The organism is Hydrogenimonas thermophila, from assembly GCF_900115615.1.
GTDB classification, from domain to species: domain Bacteria; phylum Campylobacterota; class Campylobacteria; order Campylobacterales; family Hydrogenimonadaceae; genus Hydrogenimonas; species Hydrogenimonas thermophila.
The window spans coordinates 1-18,446 of record NZ_FOXB01000044.1; the positions used below are offsets into that span (position 1 = coordinate 1).

Genomic DNA, 18,446 nt, shown 5'->3' on the forward strand with positions numbered 1-18,446 from the left:
TATCTCATATAAGCTCCTCTCGTATCTCTCTTTGGTTGCCCAAAGGGCATCACAGCCTCGTAATCAATGAGCAATTGATGCAAAAGCATCATTGCAACTTTTAATCAGTGATTATCACCAAAGAGACAGTCAAGCTAAATTAAGTGATCTCCTTAAGCAAACTAAGCTTAAAGAAGTCACAGGGGGTATAAAAAGACTTTTTAGCTCTTTGGTTAGACTGTGATTAAGTTAAAGATCTGAAGTCTAATTTCTTCATTCTTGATAGTAATAATTTAGAGTTAATTTTTCAATCCTTTTTGGATGAAAATCTCTAAATTATTTCTATAAATGTATTATACGAGAGGTTAAAATGATTGAAGCAAATTTTTATGACTATCTTCAACAAAAAGAGCCACCTCAAATTTTGGTGGTAGAAAATGATAAAGAGGCACAAACTGCTAAAGCAGTAGCTAAAATTCTCGGGTTTGATACAGTTGTACTACCAGATTTTAGAGCCACTTTTGGAGAAGACTTAAGAAGCTGGAAAGAAGAGCTCTTTGAACTCAATAGTGCTTTAAAAGAATATTATCAAAAAAATATCCAAAATCTCCTATTAATAGTTCCTTTCCATACTCTCATCTATCTACTGCCTAAACCTGAACTCTTAGATACTTTCTCTATTTCCTTTGGTGATGATATCGATTTAGAGAATCTTAAAAATAGGCTCTATGCGTGGGGCTACAGTTTTGTAGATGTCGTTGAAACAAAAGGTGAAGTGTCAATTCGTGGGGATATTATAGATATCTTTTCACCCAATGCCAATAACCCTTGGCGTATCAGCCTTTTTGATACAGAAGTTGAGAGTATTCGCACCTTTGAAGTTGAGAACCAAAAATCAAACAAAAATGAAGAGATTGAAGAGATTATGATTGCCCCGGCACTATTTTCATTCTCAACAGAGCAGTTTGAAGCATTACAAAAAAAAGTTGAAGCAAGCGATAGTGATGTCTTTGTCAAAGATGTTGCCTCACTGGGCTTTTGGTATTTAGATGAGCTTTCGCATGATTTGATGGCAGGTAAAAGAGCGGTTGCGATTAAAAATTTGCAAGATGAGATAGTATTTGCTTATGAGCATGCAAAAAATGCACTCCCTAAAGAGCGGTTTAATTTAGAAGTAATTCCTGAAACAAAACGAGCTAAAGTGATTGAACCTATCAATGTCGATCTTTTGACAGAGAATTACCCTGAAAGAGAGTTGGTGATTGTTGCTGAGAGTGATGCACTGGTTAGAAGGAGCCCCATTAAAGAGTTGGCACGGGCAACGATTGTCAAAACTGACGGAGTTGTTAATCTTCTAACACCAGATAAGATCATTGTCTCTTTAAATAAACCATTTAAAAAACGTGTCGTTAAACGACCAACTATTTTACTTGATGATCTCAAACCAGGGGATTATGTCGTACACGAAAGTTATGGTGTAGGGATCTTTAAAGGAATTGAACCGCATCAGGTATTGGGGGCAATGCGTGATTTTGTCCATATCACTTACCAAAATGACGATACTTTGCTATTGCCGGTTGAAAACCTTGATATGATCGACCGCTACATTGCCGAAGGGGGTTCACTACCTGTTCTTGATCGCCTTGGTAAGGGTGGATTTGGCAAACTCAAAGCGAAAGTAAAAGATCGTCTCTTTGCTATTGCTAGTGAGATTGTGAATATGTCGGCAAAGCGCTTATTGATGAAAGGTGCTGTCATTAAGACCGATATTCCTGAACTTATGCAGTTTCGTGAAGCGGCAGGTTTTGAATATACACCCGATCAGATTAAAGCAGTTGAAGAGATTTTTGCTGATCTCTCCAGTGGGCGCGTGATGGATAGACTTCTTAGCGGTGATGTTGGATTTGGTAAAACAGAAGTGGCGATGAATGCTATTTTAGCGGTGGTGAAGTCTGGGTATCAGAGTGCTTTTGTTGTACCAACAACACTGCTAAGCAGCCAACACTTTAAAAGTGTCCGTGATCGTCTAGATCCTTTTGGTGTGCGTGTTGATAAACTTGACCGTTTTACGACAGCCAAACAAAAAAAGCGTATTTTAGAAGAGCTTGAGAAGGGTGAGCTTGATGTTGTTATTGGTACACATGCACTGCTTGGAGCGACTTTTAAAAACCTTGGGCTTGTGATTATCGATGAAGAGCATAAATTTGGTGTAAAGCAAAAAGAGGCACTAAAACAGATGAGTGTGAATGTTCACCTTTTGAGTATGAGTGCAACACCGATTCCAAGAAGTCTCAATATGGCACTGAGTAAAATTAAAGGGTACAGTGAACTGCGAACACCTCCTGTGGAGCGCAAAGGGGTGCGAACCTTTGTCAAGAGTTTTGATGAAACAGTTGTAAAAGAGGCGATTATGCGTGAATTGCGCCGTGGAGGGCAACTTTTTTATGTCTATAACTCGATTGCAGGGATTGAGAGTAAAAAAGAGGAGCTTCTTGAGATCTTACCTGATCTTCGTATTTTGATTCTTCACTCTAAAATTACAGCAGTTCAGACAGAAAAAGAGATCCTCAAATTTGAGGCAGGTCAGTATGACTTGTTGCTTAGTACCTCCATTATCGAATCGGGTATTCATATGCCTAAAGTCAATACTATGATAGTTGATGGAGCTGATAGGTTTGGTATGGCTGATTTGCATCAGCTTAGAGGACGTGTTGGTCGGGGTAAATTGGAAGGGTATTGTTACTTCCTTGTTGAAAACAAAGATGCTTTAAGTGAACAAGCCAAACGACGGTTGATTGCACTAGAATCTAACTCATTCCTTGGTAGCGGTGCAGTCTTGGCATATCACGATCTTGAGATTCGAGGTGGTGGTAACTTGATCGGTGAGAGTCAGAGTGGACATATTAAGCAGATAGGTTATGCACTCTATTTGAAGATGCTTGAAGATGCTATTCGTGCCTTAAGCCAAGAGAGTGCACCAGAACGAAAACGAGTTGATATTAAACTTTCCATTACTGCATACATCTCTGAAGAGTTAGTATCGCATGATAGGGTGCGTTTAGAGCTTTACCGACGTTTGAGTAGCTGTGAGAGTGTGCATGATGTCATTGAGATTGAGCAAGAGATTGAAGATCGTTTTGGTAAGCCTGATCTTCCAACACGCCAATTCCTTGATCTTGTAACTATTAAAGTTCTAGCTCAACAAAAAGGAGTTGAGCGAATAAGCAATTACAATGAGCATATTACAATACAGTATAATGAGGAGAATAAAACGACTTGTAAGGCACGAAGTCGTGATGATGATGACTTGATTGCAACGGTGTTGGAAGAGCTTAGAAAGTGATGATGGGTGATGGATTAAGAAAGGGATAAAATGAAGAAGTTATGTGTATTGTTAGGGTGTGTATCGGTGCTTTTTGGGGGAGAGTTTTACTATATGAATGGCGGGAAGCGGGTGGAGCTTACACCAGTTGAGAGTGATGCTATTGCACCAAGAACATCTCAAAATTTATTGCGTTTTAAAGATGCACAAGGAAAAGATATTGCAATTCCAAACCGACTTCTTGTCAAGTTGAAAGATTGTGAGAATTTAGATAAGTATCTAAAAATGTATGAGATGAAGATTGTTAAAGAGTACCCAAACAATACATTTCTTTTAGAGACAGATTCACCTAAATTAGCAATGGATGCAGCTAATGCATTGAGTCAAAAGCCTGATGTAATCTATGCACAGCCTGACTTGATTAAAAAATGGAATTTACGATGAATAGAGGTTTTTTTATATCTGGACTTTTAGCAATTCTATTATTATTGCAAGGGTGCGGTGGTGGAGGTGGAGAGTCTACTGTAAGTGATCCTTCAGTTATAGAATCTGGTGTTTTAACAAGAACTGTAGCACCTTATAGCGATAATCCTCTATTTAATGAACAGTGGTACTTTTATAAAAATGATGAGTTTTACTCATACTATGGAATAGATTCAGATGCTCATATACACCCTTTGCTTACACAAACATATACTGGTAAAGGTATTAAAGTTGCAGTAATTGATGATGCTTTGGATGTAACTCATGAAGATTTGCAAGGAGCACTTGTATACACTTATGACACTGAAACAGAAACTACTAATGTAATGCCAAGAGATGATAGTGAAAACCATGGAACAGAAGTTACAGGTTTGATAGGTGCTAACAGTAACAGTATTGGAATATCAGGCATTGCTCCCGGATCTGAACTTATATTTATACGTTTACCTTTTAATCAAAACATTAGTGAATCAATGATTATTGATGCATTTTACAAAGCCAAAGAGTTGGGGGCTGATGTCATAAATTGCAGTTGGGGAAGTGGGAATGTTAGCGATGCTGTCAAAGCAGCTATTGTAGATGTTGCTAAAACTGGTCGAAATGGTAAAGGAACTATTATTGTTTTTGCTTCAGGAAATGGCGGTTTTGATGAAATTGGCGATCCTATAGGAAATGATGAGTCAGGAATAGCTGAAGTTTTAGCAGTCAGTTCGACAAATATATATAATGAGCGAACATCTTATAGTAATTATGGTCCCGAGTTAGATTTATTGGCTCCAGGTGGAGAGTATCTTGGTTTGGTGACACTTGATCAAATGGGAGTAAATGGACTTGTAAATGGTAACTATGTGCCATATAACTCTAATTTTACATTTGCAGGAACTTCTGCATCAGCTCCTATTGTTACAGGCATTGTTGCTCTTTTATTGGAAGCAAATGGCAACCTTACAAGAGAAGAGGTTATGAATATATTAGAAACTAATGCAGATAAAGTTGATGTTACTCAATGTAATTATGACCCAGTTACTGGGCATAGCATTTATTGTGGTTATGGAAAAGTTAATGTAGAACGTGCAATTGGTGCGGTTTTAGGAGGATAAAATGAGAGAACTTTTTATTTTGCGCCATGCCAAATCTAGCTGGGATGATCCAAGTTTAGCTGATTTTGACAGACCGTTAAACAGTAGAGGAAAAGAGGATGCTCCATTAATGGGAGAGCATTTAGCAAAATTGGGAGTAAAACCTGACATTATTGTATCTTCACCGGCAAAACGGGCTAAAAAGACAGCAAAGATTGTAGCTGAACAATTAGGGTTTAACCCTGAAAAAATAGAGTTTCGTGAAACTATCTATGAAGCATCACCTCAATCTTTACTCTATCTTGTATGTCAGTTTCCTGAGAATGCAAAGAGAGTAATGCTTGTAGGGCATAATCCAGGACTTACAGAACTTGCAAATATTCTTGGTGATATTAAAATAGAGAATATTCCAACAGCTGGTGTAGTAGGTATCGCATTTGATACTTCAAAATGGGAGGAAGCTTGTCGAATGAAAGGACATACTATACTTTTTGATTTTCCAAAAAAAATTAAAGGAAAAGAGTGAAGATAGGGTTTATTGGTGATATTGTTGGTCGTCCTGGCAGAGGGATGGTTAGAAGGTATTTGCATGAGTTGAGAGAGTCTGAGTCTTTGGACTTTGTCATAGCAAATTATGAAAATGCCAGTCATGGGTTTGGACTCACTGAAAAGAATGCCAAAGAGCTTTTTAAGGCTGGTATTGATGTAATGACTGGCGGTAATCATACTTGGGATAAAAAAGAGATTAACGGATTGCTAGAAACAATGCCACTTTTGCGTCCTATAAACTACCCTGAAGGTGTTCCAGGGCGTGGAGTACGAATATTTGAAGTTTGTAATGAGAGGCTTGCTGTAGTAAATATTATGGGCTATTTTGGTATGCCTATGTGCGAAAATCCTTTTATTGCTGCAAATCATATTGTAGATGTTTTGCACTCAGAAGGTGTAAAAAATATATTTATCGATATTCATGCAGAAGCAACAAGTGAAAAGCGTGCTCTTTTGATGATGCTGCGTCAGAAGGTAAGTGCAATTGTTGGTACTCATACCCATGTTGGCACTGATGATTTGGTAATAGATAGTGGCTGTGCGTACTTAACCGATGTTGGACTTACTGGGTGTCGTGACAATGTTATAGGAATGGATTCAAAAGTGCCTATTGAGAGATTTTTAACTGGTCTGCCGGGAAGGTTTGATGTTCCTGACAAGTGTAAAGGGATACTTCAAATGGTTGTAATGGAGTTAAAAGATGGAAGAGCAGTTGATGCCTATAAAATTCGTGTATATAGTGAAGGAGATAAAGAAGTCGTACTTAAGGCACGGATTGAGCATAATGATGGATAATGGAGGTTTTAATAATTGACAAATAGTTATGAGTTATTAAAAGCATTACACTCTTTAGATCTACCTATTCAAGAAAGAGATGCTTGGTGGTGGCCAAACAGTGGAACATATGAAGTAGTAATTGGCGCTGTTTTGACACAAAATACCAAGTGGCAGAAGGTTGAAGAGGCGTTAGAGAATTTGCGCACACTTGAAGCATTAACTATAGAAGGATTGGCAAAATTAGATGAAGAGTTGTTGCGCGAAGCAATAAAACCAGCTGGATTTTACAATACAAAAGCAAAAAGATTGAAACTCTTAAATCAGGCAATCAGAGATAAGTTTGGAGATTTTACAAACTTTCAGGTAGAAGTATCGAAACGATGGCTTCTTGAAAAAAAAGGAGTAGGTGAAGAGACTGCTGACTCTATTTTAAACTATGCCTGCTATCGTGAAGCAATGGTAGTTGACAGCTATACAGCAGCTCTTCTTAAAGCTTTTGGTTATGAGTTTGAAGATTACAGAAGTTTGCAAGCTTGGATTATAGAGGGTATCAAAGATTATGATATTAAAGTTCGTGAACTTTTTCCAAACATACCAAAAGCTCAAATTTATGCTCTTTTTCATGGAATGATAGTGGAGTATTGTAAACAGCATAAAAAAGGCAAAAAGGTTGATATTTCATTGATTGAAAAATTTTAGATATAATCAGTTTAAATCTTAAAAAGGTTTTAAAAATGGATAAAACAAGAGTAGATGATATTCTCATAGAGATGATTACACCAAAAATAAAAGAGATAGAAGAGAAGTTTTCAAAAGGTGGATCACTTACTCAAGATGATATAAATACATTGCTTTTAAAAGCTCAATACAACCACATAAACCATCTGGATCAAAAACTGAATGAAGTAACTGCAGATGTTGCGAGTTTAAAAGATGAGTTTAATGGCTTAAAAGGTGAGTTTAATGGTTTGAAAGGTGAGTTTAATGGCTTAAAAGGTGAATTTAATACTTTTAAAGCTGAAATAAATGAGAGATTTGCAAGATTTGAAGGCGATATGAATGAAAGATTTGCAAGATTAGAGGGTGAATTCAATACAAAGTTTGCAGAACTTCAGACACAATTTGAACAGTCACAAGTAAAAATGCAACAAACCATCATTACAACTATGAAGTGGTACATAGGTGGAGCTGGCATAGTTTTAGTATTGTTAAAAGCATTAGATATTTTTGTAAAGTAGCAAAAAACTATCTGCTAATAATATTTATAGATTTTATACGTTTAATTAAAATAGCACCTTTCTCTGAATCTATAAGATTCTCTCCCAAGTGCAAGTCTGTAATAACAGCTTTTCCTATTATGTAGCGCCCATTATTTTGGGTGCGAATGCCCCATATATTGTGCATAGCATAAACTTTTCTATCTATATTGCCTATATAGAGCATTATGTGTCCTGGTAGGTATATGAGAGTTTGAAATGGTATGCCTTTTTCTATAATAGTTTTTTCTTTCTCATCATCGCTCATTTTTGAAAGGTCTATTAACTCTCCTATACTTGCTTGTGCTTTTGAGTTTCTTGGCAGCCATATGCCAAATGGTGCAAAAAAGTCTCTTGTCATAGTAGAACAATCTCTATCTTCTACCATTCCTCCCCATCCATAAGGCTCACCAAGCAACTCTTTAGCAACACAATTGACATTTTCAGGCAAAAAATCTACAGGCATAAGTTTAGCCCACTCATTAGGGATAAGTGATTTAACCAAAACAAGAGAATTTCTCTTTTTTTGCGGTACCAAAACTTTGTAAAAACCACTCTCTTTACCTACAAATGGAAATATAGTAGCCATCTTTGCATAAAATAGAAAATTTTGCTGATCCTCATAAATTGGAACATACTCTTTAAGCAAAACAACTTTTGGCAAATTCATAATGGTTTTTATCTGTTCTTTTGATATAAAAGCTATATCTCTTACCTGAATCCATCCAAGAGCAAATGGGCTTTGAACAAAAGCCCAGCCTCCATCAAGGCTGAAGTGAGAGACTAAAAGAGGTGTAAAAGCTTTTATGGCACTGTTTTGATTGTAGTCGAAAGGGTACCCTTCACCGTCAAGTTTTGGATTGTAAAAGATTGGTCTGTTTGTAGGAAAAACTCTCAAATTTGAAGGGTGTACTACTATTGCATACTTTTTTAGAGAGTTAAAAGATTTGTAGTTGGCATTTTTTATCCATCTGTTTAGACGATCAGCAGGTAGCGGCAATCTATTTTCAGCATATATTTTTTTAGATGTATAGAGACGAACTGCCCAGGTTATATCTTCATATGTAGCATTTACCTCTTTATTTTGCCAGGGCATATAGTAGTGTGAGATAAAATCGGCATAGAGTTTTTGCTGTTTCTCTTTTGATAGATTGACAGTAGTCTCTTTTAAAAATGGTTCTATCTCTGTTAGAATTTTGGGATGAATTGGCTCTTTTGATACACAACCTGCAAAGAGTATTACAAAAAGAGCAAGTTGAAAAAAAGCTTTTATCATACTTTTGGTCGAATAACAATCTTTTTGGCATTAAAGAGTTCTTGAGCTTTTTTTACCATTGGATCATTTAAAATATCTTTTACATCTATCTCTTTTGACGGATCTTCTGCACTGCAATTTCCTGTTACACAACTGGCATTGTTGAAGTCAACATCTTCTACCATTCCGCTTGTATCTGTTGTTCCGTTTGCATCTTGGTTTTCACTCTGGGGCTGTTCATCTTTGGATTGCAGTGGTTCTTGTTTGTTAGGGGTTGGCTCTTTTTGAGGAGCTTCCGGTTTTGGTTCTTCTGTTTTTTGTTTTGGTGGATTGTCTGATTTTACAAGAGATATCTTTGTACCTATACCAAAAACTTCTTGCACAAGATGTCGTACAACGCCAAAATTGTTTTTTAGCAATTCTCTGTTTTTGCCCTCTGCATTGCTTACCCAAGATAGTACACCATCTTTGAAGTCAACAAACTCGATGCTCTCATCAAATGCTTTTCCAAGTTCATAGTTTCGATCATAGATAAGCTGTATAAGCTTTTTAAATAAAATGGAATTGTCAGGCTCGATAGGTGCAGATGGTGGATGTTGAGTGTTGGATATTTGATTTTTTATATTTGATGTTTGATGTTTGATATTGGATGGAGTATTGGTTTTAACTGGTAATGGATTGGTGGTAGATAGCTCTTTTTCTAGTTCTTCTATCATCTCATCTATCTGTTTTATATTCATAGCTTCGACCATTTTAAAAATGGTCAATGATAGTACGAAATCTCCATCAGTATTTAATGCAAGCAGAGGTTTTGCATCGGCTAATATACGGTAAAAACGCTCTAAAATTACAGGAGAGAATTTTGGATCATTTTGTAAAAGTTTATCTTTTAAAAAGAGGCTCATCTCATCAATGACCATTTCTGCCTCATAATTTTCTAAGTCAACTAGATATTCTCTTATTCTTTTATCATCTTTTTGTAAAACTGCGTCAAAAAGCTTTTCTAAAAAATCAGGATCAACTATGCCAAGCATCTGTGTTACAGTTGCTACATCAACATGGCTTTTGGAGTAGACTATAGCTTGATCAAGCAGAGTTAATGTATCTCTTAGTGAACCACTTCCACTTCTTGCCAAAATGCCTAATGCTTCAGGCTCGTAAGCTATGTTTTCTATATTTAGTATATGTTCAAGATGTTTTATGATGAGTGGTTTTGCAATCTTTTTAAATCTAAAGTGCTGAGTACGGCTTAAAATTGTAGCTGGCAATTTAAGAGGATCGGTTGTTGCTAAAATGAACTTTACAAATTCAGGCGGCTCTTCTAGAGTTTTTAAAAGAGCATTGAAAGCCTCTTTTGTAAGCATATGGACTTCATCTATAATGAAAATCTTAAATCTTCCAACAGATGGCTTATATTTAGTATGTTCAATCAGATCCCGAATGTCATCTATCTTACGGCTTGAAGCGGCATCCATTTCAATAATATCTATATGCCGTCCTTCATTTGCCATTTGACACTGTTCACAAACATCACAAGGTTTGGAAGTAGGACCTTTTTCACAAAGCAGGGCTTTAGAAAAAATCCTTGCCGTAGATGTTTTACCACTTCCTCTAAGACCTGAAAAGAGATATGCATGTCCAAGCCTGTTTTGATCAAGAGCCTGTGCTAATGTTTGAGAAATAGAGTCTTGACCTATTAAGTCTTCAAAACGTTTAGGACGATACTTAAGAGCTAGAGCTTGAGACATCAGTCCTCTTTTAATGGATATTTAAAATTAATATCTATTGTCATTCCAATTAGTACTAATGCCACTATTGTAAGGACTATATATGCAAATATCTCCATCTTATTGCTCCTTTTCAAGCTCTTCTATTAACCAGTTTTGTTTTACTTCAAGTGACTTAGTTCTAATGAAAATGAGAACTAAGACTACTAACCCAATACTTGCAAGTATAATAATCTTTTCATCTGCTTTATTTTCTATCATAGCATATACACTCCAAACAAGTCCAGATGAAATTGCAAGAATTGTGTTTCTGAAAAATTTCAATTTTCCATCTATCTGTCTGATTTTTTCTATTAAACCATCTTTTTTACTCATTAAAGTGCCATTTTTCCTGGGTTGAGAATATTGTTAGGGTCAAAAGCTTTTTTAATGGCTCTAAAGAGATTTATCTCCTCTTCAGTAAATGCCATATGCATAAACGGAGCTTTTGAGAGACCAATGCCGTGTTCACCACTTAGTGTACCACCAAGATCGACAGTAATTTGAAATATCTCTTCAATAGCTTTATGACCTATCTCCAACTGTTTCTCATCACTTCCATCTACCATTACGTTAGTATGAACGTTTCCATCTCCTGTATGCCCAAAGCAAGGTACTTTAACACCATACTTTTTAGATACTTCATCAATGCGACGCAACAGTTCAGGAAGTACTGACCTTGGTACAGTTATATCTTCATTTATCTTTTTACTTCCATAAATAGTAATAGATTGGCTTGCATTTCTTCTGGCAAACCACAAGTCAGCCGACTCTTCATCATTGGCAGCTTTTTTAAATTGTGTACAGCCATTCTCTTTAAAGACCCGTTCAATTACATCCATCTGGTACGACAACTCTTCTGGAAGATTCCCATCCACATCTGTAATGAGAATAGCTCCTGCTTCAACAGGAAGCCCTTTTTTAAATTTCTCTTCAACTGCACGGATTGTAAGATTATCAAGAAACTCCATAGCTACTGGAGTAACACCGCTTGCCATAGTCTTGTAAACTGCCTCCATAGCCTTCTCTACAGTTGGGAAGACTCCCATTGCAGTCTGTTTTCTTTTTGGTTTTGCTATGAGTTTTAGAGTTATTTCAGTAATAACTGCAAGAGTACCTTCGCTAGCTATCAAGATACCGGCAATGTTATAGCCAGCAACATCTTTGATAGTCTTTTTACCGGCACGTATAATATCGCCATTTGGTAAAACAGCCCGAATAGCCATAACATAATCTTTTGTAATGCCATACTTTGCAGCACGCATACCGCCGGCATTTTCACTAACATTTCCTCCTATTGTGGAGTACTCTTGACTTGCTGGATCTGGTGGATAGAAAAGACCTTTTGCTTCAACCGCCTTTTGAAGCTCCATATTGATGACTCCCGGCTGAACAACAGCAACCATATTGTCCATATCTATCTCTAAAATTTTGTTCATATGCTTTTCAAGTGCCAGAACTATTCCACCATTTGCCGGTAATGCTCCTCCTGTAAAGCCGCTTCCTGCACCTCTAGGTACAATGACTATGCCGTTTTCATTGCAGTATCGTAAAATTTTGCTTATATCCTCTTCATTTCGTGGAAATATGACTGCATCAGGCTCATACCTCTCTCTTGTTGCATCATAAGAGTAAGCTATCATATGAGCTTTATCGTGATAAAAATTCTCTTCACCTACTATAGCTTTAAGGTTTTTTATATGTTCTTGTTTTATCATCTTCTCTTCTCCAAGTTCTGATAATAGGCATCAAAATTACCAAGTTTGTAACTGCTCCAATCAAAAATTGGTTCAGGTATCTCTCCAATTCTATTGTAAAAAGGTTCAACTGTCTCTCCCTCAACATAGCTTATATCTGTATGATATATCTTTTTCCAACTGTTGCAATCAATGAAATCACTTCCATCTTTAAAGACAAACATCACCAAACCTATATTCATCTTTTTACAAACTTTGCGAAAATCTTTTACTTCAGGCAAAGGCTTTTTATCTTTTGAAAGCTCTACTGCAAATATATCTGGATGTACGATCATAAAATTAGAAAAGCTCTCTTTAACTTTTTGAAAGGTGGCTTGATTTGGAACAATTGGTAAAACTCTATTGTAAAGCTGTCCTAAAATAATACGATCACCTTTTTGCGGTTTTGTTTTTATATTTGGAAGGTTTTTATTTTGAATAGCTTCAAACTTTGAAAGCAGCAGAGTAGTTTGTGAGCCGTTTGATTTCTCAACCTCTGCAGTAGCAACTATAGCTTCATGTGTTTCATCATATTTATGGATGACAATACCACTCATCCCAGGCGTAAGGTTACCTTGTAAAATAGTTACTTTATTGTTTTCAACACTATCTAATGTAGCTGTTACAGGTTGAGGAAGATTGGCTGAAAATATCATTGATGTAGTAAAAATCAATCCTAAAATTGTACGTTTCATATGAAAATCTCCTTTTTGCTAGAACAAAGCCCCAGCAAAAATTCCTCTCACTAAAGCTTTGCCATATTGGGCAAGAATTTTTAAAAGCCTTGCTATAACTGTTTTGTTTTTAATACGAAAAAAGATTATACTCAATTTAGCCTGAAAGTAGTTTGCAAGCAGCATTCATATGCGGATAGTTTAAAATAAATACTCTCTTTTATTATATATTAACGCCTTATCGAGTACAATCCACCAAAAAAAATTGAGAGAAGTCTTGATAAGAGCAGTATGGTTAATCTTAATATTAGCAGTAATGTCTGTTGGTTCTGTGACTCAAAGAGCACCTTGGCCGCAAGGAGAGAGTTTTCTTCACTTCTTGGAGCATAACAACTTACCGCAGTCTATCTATTGGAATCTTGACAAAGAAGATAAAGAGCTGTGTGAAGAGATACGTGCCGGAGTTACATACTATGTAACGCGTGATGATAATTTAACTCACATAGAGCAGGTTCTGATACCTATAAATGAAGAGTTGCAGATACATATCAAAAGGGATGAAAAAGGTAACTACACTTTTGAAATGATTCCCATACTCTATGAAGAGGTGACAGAGAGTTTTGCAATTTCTATAAATTATTCGCCATATTCTGACATTAAAAAAGCAACTAATAATGGTTTACTTGCAAAAGCATTTGTTGATGCTTTTGCAAATAGTGTTGATTTTCGCTCAGGATTACAAAAGGGTGATAAAGTAAGTTTGGTATATACAGAAAAGTTAAGACTTGGTCGTCCGTTTGGAATGCCAGTTATTAAAGCGGCAATGGTGCAGACACGAAAAAAACCTCACTATATCTTTCGATATAATGGGAGATATTTTGATGACAAAGCTCGTGAAGTTGAAAGCTTTGTATTTAGAAAACCTGTAAACAATGTTCGTGTAACTTCACGTTTTACATTAAGAAGATGGCACCCTGTACTGCACAGATACAGAGCGCATCTTGGGGTAGATTTAGGTGGTCGTACAGGTACACCGGTTTATGCTGCTGCTGATGGAAGGGTTGTGTATGCTGGCAGACTTGGAGGGTATGGAAATGTTATTAAAATAAGACACAGAGATGGTTTTTTAACTCTCTATGCTCACTTGCATAAATTTAGAAGCGGCATTAGACGTGGCAAATATGTTAAAAAAGGGCAGGTTATAGGCTACATAGGCTCTACCGGTATGAGTACCGGACCACATCTGCATTTTGGACTTTACAAAAATGGTAGACCTATGAACCCGCTTGGAGTTATAAAGATTACAAAAAAGAGACTTTATGGTAAAACTCGCAAAGAGTTTATACGGTATGCTAAAAAGATGAAACAAGAGTTAGATAGAGTAGCTGAATCTTTACAACCTCCAAGAAGGTTAGATGATATTAGTGTTACAAAAATGTCTATTGAAGATTTACCTCAAAAGGTAGCAAATAAAAATGATTGAAAATATTCAAATAGAGCCTCTAAAAAGTGGTAAATTCATCAAGCCTGTCCATATAAAATATCGACATGATGGAAAAGATTTAAGCTGGGAAGCAGTTAAAGCTCATGATAGTGTAGCTGTCTTGCTCTATCATCGTGAATATGAGAGCTTTCTTCTGGTAAAGCAGTTTAGACCTCCAGTCTATTTGAATAACAGCGACGGTTACACTTATGAGCTGTGTGCTGGAATAGTTGATAAACCTCTCTCTTTAAAAGAGATAGCCAAAGAGGAGATTTTAGAAGAGTGTGGGTATGATGTTTCTTTAGATTCTATTGAAAAGATTACCACATTTTATACATCTGTAGGATTTGCTGGTTCAAAGCAGACTCTATATTTTACTGAGGTAGATGAGTCAATGCATACAGAAGATGGCGGTGGTATAGGTGTGGAAAAAATAGAAGTAGTTAAACTGCCACTAAAAGAAGCAAAAGATTTTATATACAATGAATCATATGCAAAAACCCCAGGTTTGATGTTTGCTTTTATGTGGTTTTTTTCAAAAAATAAAATATGAATAATCTGATTATATTTAAAACTTGTAAATGCAATCTTTTATATAAAGAATTATTCATTTTATTCTATAGTATAATGTCGCTTAGGTTGACAAAAAAATCATAAAATTGATACAATAGCAACAAATATCTGACACACAAGTGCCTTAAAGCACTTCTGCATACATTACTGCCAGAATTCTACAAACTACTATAAGTTCAAAAAAGAAGGAATCATGAGCGAACACTCGAATCGTAACTACGGAAACAACAAAAATAGAACTCACATACCTGTAGAAGGGTATAAAATAGAAGACCTCCGTCAAAAGAGCATTGAAGATTTAATAACTATTGCTAGAGAGCTTGGTGTTGAACATCCAAATGAGTTGAAACGTCAAGATCTTATGTTTGAGATTTTAAAATCTCAGGTAAGCAAGGGAGGCTACATTCTTTTTACCGGAATTCTTGAGATTACAAATGAAGGGTATGGCTTCTTACGTGCTATGGATGCCAACTTTTCAAACTCAAGCAATGATGCATATGTTTCAAGTACGCAGATTAGAAAGTTTGCACTAAGAAATGGCGATGTTGTAACAGGACAGGTGCGCCCTCCAAAAGAGCAGGAAAGGTACTACGCCCTTTTAAAAATAGAAGCTGTTAACTATATGCCTGTAAATGAGAGCAAAAACCGCCCTCTGTTTGACAACCTTACACCTCTTTACCCTCAAGAGAAGATCAAGCTTGAATATGATCCTATTAAGCTTACAGGACGTGTTTTAGATCTCTTTACTCCAATAGGAAAAGGGCAACGTGGACTTATTGTTGCCCCTCCAAGAAGTGGTAAAACAGAGTTAATGAAAGAGCTTGCACACGGCATAACTCACAACCATCCTGAAGTTGAGCTAATCGTACTTTTGGTTGATGAGCGTCCTGAAGAGGTTACAGATATGGAGAGGTGTGTAAATGGTGAAGTTTACAGCTCTACATTTGACCTACCTGCACAAAACCACGTAAGGGTAGCTGAACTTGTTATAGAAAAAGCTAAGCGACGTGTGGAGCTTGGTAGAGATGTTGTTATTTTGCTTGACTCCATTACAAGATTAGCTCGTGCATATAACACTGTAACACCTTCAAGCGGAAAGGTTCTTTCAGGTGGTGTTGATGCCAATGCTCTACATAAACCAAAGAGATTTTTTGGTGCTGCAAGAAACATTGAAAACGGCGGAAGCTTGACTATCATAGCAACGGCACTTGTCGATACAGGAAGCCGAATGGATGAAGTAATTTTTGAAGAGTTTAAAGGTACTGGTAACAGTGAAATAGTTCTAAGTAGAAATATAGCTGATCGCCGAATTTATCCTGCAATTGACATCATAAAATCTGGTACAAGAAAAGAGGAACTTCTTACAGATCCAAATACACTGCCAAAAATTTGGGCATTAAGAAACGCAATGCATCAAATGGATGAAGTAGAAGCTCTTAAATTCCTATATTCCAAAATGCTCAAGACAAAGAATAATGAAGAGTTTTTGAGCATTATGAATGAGGGAGCATAATATTTCAAAAACTCCAAAAAGAGTTGGAGTTTTTGATAGTGGTGCTGGTGGCCTTACTGTTGTAAAATCGCTTCTTGAACATAAGCTTTTTGATGAGATTATTTACTATGGCGATACGGCTCGTGTACCGTATGGACCTAAAGATCCTGCTACTATTACCCGTTATGCATTAGAAGCACTGGAGTTTTTCAAAAACTTTGATATTGATCTTATGATCACTGCATGCAATAGTGTCAGTGCTCATGCATTGCCAGAACTAAGAGCTAAGGCTGAGTTTGATGTTTATGGGGTCATAGAGCCTGGGGTTTTGGCTTTGAAAAATGCTGATCTCCCACTCTCTAGCCATATTTTGATACTTGGTACAAAGGCAACTGTAGGGAGCGGATTGTATCAGCGTGGTATATATGAACTTGGTTTTAAGCATATAGAAGCAGTTGCTACATCTCTTTTTGTGCCTATTGTTGAGGAGGGAATCTTTGGTGGTGAAGTACTTCAGAGTGCTTTGAAGCACTACTTAGGGAGTGTTAAGCAACCTGATGCGATTATACTTGGATGTACTCACTTTCCATTGATTGCTGAGTCTATTTGTAACTTTTTCCCAAACAGACCTTTACTTATTCATTCAGGAGAAGCTATAGCTGAATACCTTGAAAATAATGGGTGTTCAGGATATGGAAAGAGAGATAGTCAATTAAAAATTTTTGCTTCGGAAAATCCTGAAGGACTTAAATTGATTGCAAAAAAATGGCTGTTTGGGTAGATTATGGAAAGTGGAAGATGATTATGGGAGGAGTTTTATGAGAGTTGCATTAGTTCAAGAAAAGTGGAGTGGTAATAAGGAAGTTGCTCTTAAGAAAAGCTCTGATGCTGTAAAAGAAGCTGCTGCTAACGGAGCAGAGCTTGTTGTTTTGCAGGAACTTCATCAAGGTCCTTATTTTTGTCAACATGAAGATGTTGAATTGTTTAATTTGGCTGAATCTTTTGAGGAAGATGTAAAGTTTTGGAGCAGTGTTGCAAAGCAAAATAGTGTAGTTCTTGTTACATCTCTTTTTGAAAAGCGTGCAGCAGGGCTTTACCACAATACTGCTGTTGTATTTGAAAAGGATGGAACTATTGCTGGAAAGTACAGAAAAATGCACATACCTGATGATCCGGGTTTTTATGAAAAGTTTTACTTTACACCTGGTGATCTTGGTTTTGAACCTATCCAAACATCTGTATGCAGATTGGGGGTTTTGGTATGCTGGGATCAGTGGTACCCTGAAGCAGCACGCTTAATGGCTTTAAAAGGTGCAGAAGTTTTAATTTATCCTACTGCAATTGGGTGGTTTGATGGTGATACAGAAGATGAGAAGAAGCGTCAAAGAGATGCTTGGATAACAGTACAAAGAGGACATGCTGTTGCAAACGGTCTTCCTTTAATCAGTGTAAATCGTGTAGGATTTGAAGCAGATCCAAGTGGACAACTTGATGGAATAAGATTTTGGGGAAGCAGTTTTGTATGCGGACCACAGGGTGAGATTTTGGCAGAGGCTGCAACAGATGAAGAGACAATTCTTTATGCAGATATTGACCTTAAACGGTGTGAAACTGTCCGAAGATGGTGGCCATTTTTAAGAGACAGGCGCATAGATGCTTATGATGGTCTTTTAAAGCGTTATATTGATTAAGAGTTTAGTTTGTTAGCCCTTTCCTTAGTATCGGAATTGGCTATGTTGAAGAGAAACAAGTAGTAAATACAACAGCTCAAGAGAGAATAAAGTTAAGTAGATCTCAGGTTGTTACTTAGCCAACAAAGACAATCAAACTTAAGAAAATAACATAGTAAAACTTTGGCAACTTTAATTATTTAATAGCCCATTCCAACCCTAATATTCATTTAATAAGTCCATACTTGATTCTTGTCATACAAATAAGTGTTAAAGCTTCTGTAAGATCATATGTTGTTTCAACAATTTTTCTACCAATATTTTCAACTTTATTCAAATGTAAAATATTGAT

General features: G+C 36.5%; 17 protein-coding genes. 12 read left to right on the forward strand and 5 right to left on the reverse strand.

The features are described from left to right. Positions 1 to 349: 349 nt before the first annotated feature. The 7 genes from mfd to BM227_RS10750 are packed head-to-tail and all read left to right on the forward strand — an operon-like array spanning position 350 to position 7,427. Positions 350 to 3,322 carry a transcription-repair coupling factor gene (mfd, locus tag BM227_RS10720; protein ID WP_092913784.1) on the forward strand — a complete coding sequence of 991 codons (2,973 nt, stop codon included), beginning with the start codon at positions 350 to 352 and terminating at the stop codon, positions 3,320 to 3,322. Positions 3,323 to 3,352: 30 nt separating this feature from the next. After that, positions 3,353 to 3,745 carry a S8 family serine peptidase gene (locus BM227_RS10725; RefSeq protein WP_143089738.1) on the forward strand — a complete coding sequence of 131 codons (393 nt, stop codon included), beginning with the start codon at positions 3,353 to 3,355 and terminating at the stop codon, positions 3,743 to 3,745. Further along, positions 3,742 to 4,884, forward strand: coding sequence for a S8 family peptidase (locus BM227_RS10730; protein WP_177202045.1), 1,143 nt, complete (start codon positions 3,742 to 3,744; stop codon positions 4,882 to 4,884). The genes BM227_RS10725 and BM227_RS10730 overlap by 4 nt, the downstream gene beginning before the upstream one ends. Position 4,885: 1 nt before the next feature. Then, positions 4,886 to 5,389, forward strand: coding sequence for a SixA phosphatase family protein (locus BM227_RS10735; RefSeq protein ID WP_092913790.1), 504 nt, complete (start codon positions 4,886 to 4,888; stop codon positions 5,387 to 5,389). Next, a complete protein-coding gene (locus BM227_RS10740; protein ID WP_092913792.1) occupies positions 5,386 to 6,207 on the forward strand; it encodes a TIGR00282 family metallophosphoesterase in 822 nt (273 codons plus the stop codon). The genes BM227_RS10735 and BM227_RS10740 overlap by 4 nt, the downstream gene beginning before the upstream one ends. Before the next feature lie 15 nt (positions 6,208 to 6,222). Further along, a complete protein-coding gene (locus BM227_RS10745) occupies positions 6,223 to 6,888 on the forward strand; it encodes a 3-methyladenine DNA glycosylase (RefSeq protein ID WP_092913794.1) in 666 nt (221 codons plus the stop codon). A gap of 35 nt (positions 6,889 to 6,923) precedes the next feature. Further along, a complete protein-coding gene (locus BM227_RS10750) occupies positions 6,924 to 7,427 on the forward strand; it encodes an SH3 domain-containing protein (protein WP_092913796.1) in 504 nt (167 codons plus the stop codon). 7 nt (positions 7,428 to 7,434) lie between these two features. Here the strand turns inward: BM227_RS10750 and BM227_RS10755 are convergent, their stop codons facing one another. The 5 genes from BM227_RS10755 to BM227_RS10775 all read right to left on the reverse strand — a co-directional run bounded on the left by BM227_RS10755 (position 7,435) and on the right by BM227_RS10775 (position 12,897). Next, entirely contained in the window at positions 7,435 to 8,721 is a 1,287-nt protein-coding gene (locus tag BM227_RS10755; RefSeq protein ID WP_092913798.1) for an SH3 domain-containing C40 family peptidase, read from the reverse strand. After that, positions 8,718 to 10,448: a DNA polymerase III subunit gamma/tau gene (locus BM227_RS10760; protein ID WP_092913799.1), complete on the reverse strand. Its 1,731-nt coding sequence runs from the start codon at positions 10,446 to 10,448 to the stop codon at positions 8,718 to 8,720. The genes BM227_RS10755 and BM227_RS10760 overlap by 4 nt, the downstream gene beginning before the upstream one ends. Before the next feature lie 99 nt (positions 10,449 to 10,547). Beyond that, complete coding sequence (locus BM227_RS10765) at positions 10,548 to 10,802, reverse strand: hypothetical protein (RefSeq protein ID WP_092913801.1); 255 nt, start codon at positions 10,800 to 10,802, stop codon at positions 10,548 to 10,550. Further along, positions 10,802 to 12,184, reverse strand: a complete 1,383-nt coding sequence (glcD, locus tag BM227_RS10770) for a glycolate oxidase subunit GlcD (RefSeq protein ID WP_177202046.1) — start codon at positions 12,182 to 12,184, stop codon at positions 10,802 to 10,804. Before glcD ends, BM227_RS10765 begins: the two co-directional genes overlap by 1 nt. Beyond that, positions 12,181 to 12,897, reverse strand: a complete 717-nt coding sequence (locus tag BM227_RS10775; RefSeq protein WP_092913803.1) for a plasminogen-binding N-terminal domain-containing protein — start codon at positions 12,895 to 12,897, stop codon at positions 12,181 to 12,183. The genes glcD and BM227_RS10775 overlap by 4 nt, the downstream gene beginning before the upstream one ends. Positions 12,898 to 13,153: 256 nt before the next feature. Between BM227_RS10775 and BM227_RS10780 the strand changes: the two genes are divergently transcribed. The 5 genes from BM227_RS10780 to BM227_RS10800 all read left to right on the forward strand — a co-directional run bounded on the left by BM227_RS10780 (position 13,154) and on the right by BM227_RS10800 (position 18,115). Beyond that, a complete protein-coding gene (locus tag BM227_RS10780; RefSeq protein WP_143089739.1) occupies positions 13,154 to 14,359 on the forward strand; it encodes a peptidoglycan DD-metalloendopeptidase family protein in 1,206 nt (401 codons plus the stop codon). Then, positions 14,352 to 14,912, forward strand: a complete 561-nt coding sequence (locus BM227_RS10785) for an NUDIX hydrolase (protein ID WP_092913807.1) — start codon at positions 14,352 to 14,354, stop codon at positions 14,910 to 14,912. The genes BM227_RS10780 and BM227_RS10785 overlap by 8 nt, the downstream gene beginning before the upstream one ends. A 213-nt stretch (positions 14,913 to 15,125) precedes the next feature. Then, positions 15,126 to 16,445: a transcription termination factor Rho gene (rho, locus tag BM227_RS10790; protein WP_092913809.1), complete on the forward strand. Its 1,320-nt coding sequence runs from the start codon at positions 15,126 to 15,128 to the stop codon at positions 16,443 to 16,445. Then, positions 16,432 to 17,205 carry a glutamate racemase gene (gene murI / locus BM227_RS10795; protein WP_092913811.1) on the forward strand — a complete coding sequence of 258 codons (774 nt, stop codon included), beginning with the start codon at positions 16,432 to 16,434 and terminating at the stop codon, positions 17,203 to 17,205. The genes rho and murI overlap by 14 nt, the downstream gene beginning before the upstream one ends. A gap of 37 nt (positions 17,206 to 17,242) precedes the next feature. After that, complete coding sequence (locus tag BM227_RS10800) at positions 17,243 to 18,115, forward strand: carbon-nitrogen hydrolase (protein WP_092913814.1); 873 nt, start codon at positions 17,243 to 17,245, stop codon at positions 18,113 to 18,115. The last annotated feature ends 331 nt before the right edge of the window (positions 18,116 to 18,446 follow it).

What these genes read in the sequence shown, in the direction of transcription:
- BM227_RS10785 (WP_092913807.1), top strand. Translation starts at nt 14,352, where the DNA reads ATGATTGAAAATATTCAAATAGAGCCTCTAAAAAGTGGTAAATTCATC.
- rho (WP_092913809.1), top strand. Translation starts at nt 15,126, where the DNA reads ATGAGCGAACACTCGAATCGTAACTACGGAAACAACAAAAATAGAACT.
- murI (WP_092913811.1), top strand. Translation starts at nt 16,432, where the DNA reads ATGAGGGAGCATAATATTTCAAAAACTCCAAAAAGAGTTGGAGTTTTT.
- glcD (WP_177202046.1), bottom strand. Translation starts at nt 12,184, where the DNA reads ATGATAAAACAAGAACATATAAAAAACCTTAAAGCTATAGTAGGTGAA.
- BM227_RS10755 (WP_092913798.1), bottom strand. Translation starts at nt 8,721, where the DNA reads ATGATAAAAGCTTTTTTTCAACTTGCTCTTTTTGTAATACTCTTTGCA.
- BM227_RS10730 (WP_177202045.1), top strand. Translation starts at nt 3,742, where the DNA reads ATGAATAGAGGTTTTTTTATATCTGGACTTTTAGCAATTCTATTATTA.
- BM227_RS10775 (WP_092913803.1), bottom strand. Translation starts at nt 12,897, where the DNA reads ATGAAACGTACAATTTTAGGATTGATTTTTACTACATCAATGATATTT.
- mfd (WP_092913784.1), top strand. Translation starts at nt 350, where the DNA reads ATGATTGAAGCAAATTTTTATGACTATCTTCAACAAAAAGAGCCACCT.
- BM227_RS10760 (WP_092913799.1), bottom strand. Translation starts at nt 10,448, where the DNA reads ATGTCTCAAGCTCTAGCTCTTAAGTATCGTCCTAAACGTTTTGAAGAC.
- BM227_RS10765 (WP_092913801.1), bottom strand. Translation starts at nt 10,802, where the DNA reads ATGAGTAAAAAAGATGGTTTAATAGAAAAAATCAGACAGATAGATGGA.
- BM227_RS10800 (WP_092913814.1), top strand. Translation starts at nt 17,243, where the DNA reads ATGAGAGTTGCATTAGTTCAAGAAAAGTGGAGTGGTAATAAGGAAGTT.
- BM227_RS10750 (WP_092913796.1), top strand. Translation starts at nt 6,924, where the DNA reads ATGGATAAAACAAGAGTAGATGATATTCTCATAGAGATGATTACACCA.
- BM227_RS10735 (WP_092913790.1), top strand. Translation starts at nt 4,886, where the DNA reads ATGAGAGAACTTTTTATTTTGCGCCATGCCAAATCTAGCTGGGATGAT.
- BM227_RS10725 (WP_143089738.1), top strand. Translation starts at nt 3,353, where the DNA reads ATGAAGAAGTTATGTGTATTGTTAGGGTGTGTATCGGTGCTTTTTGGG.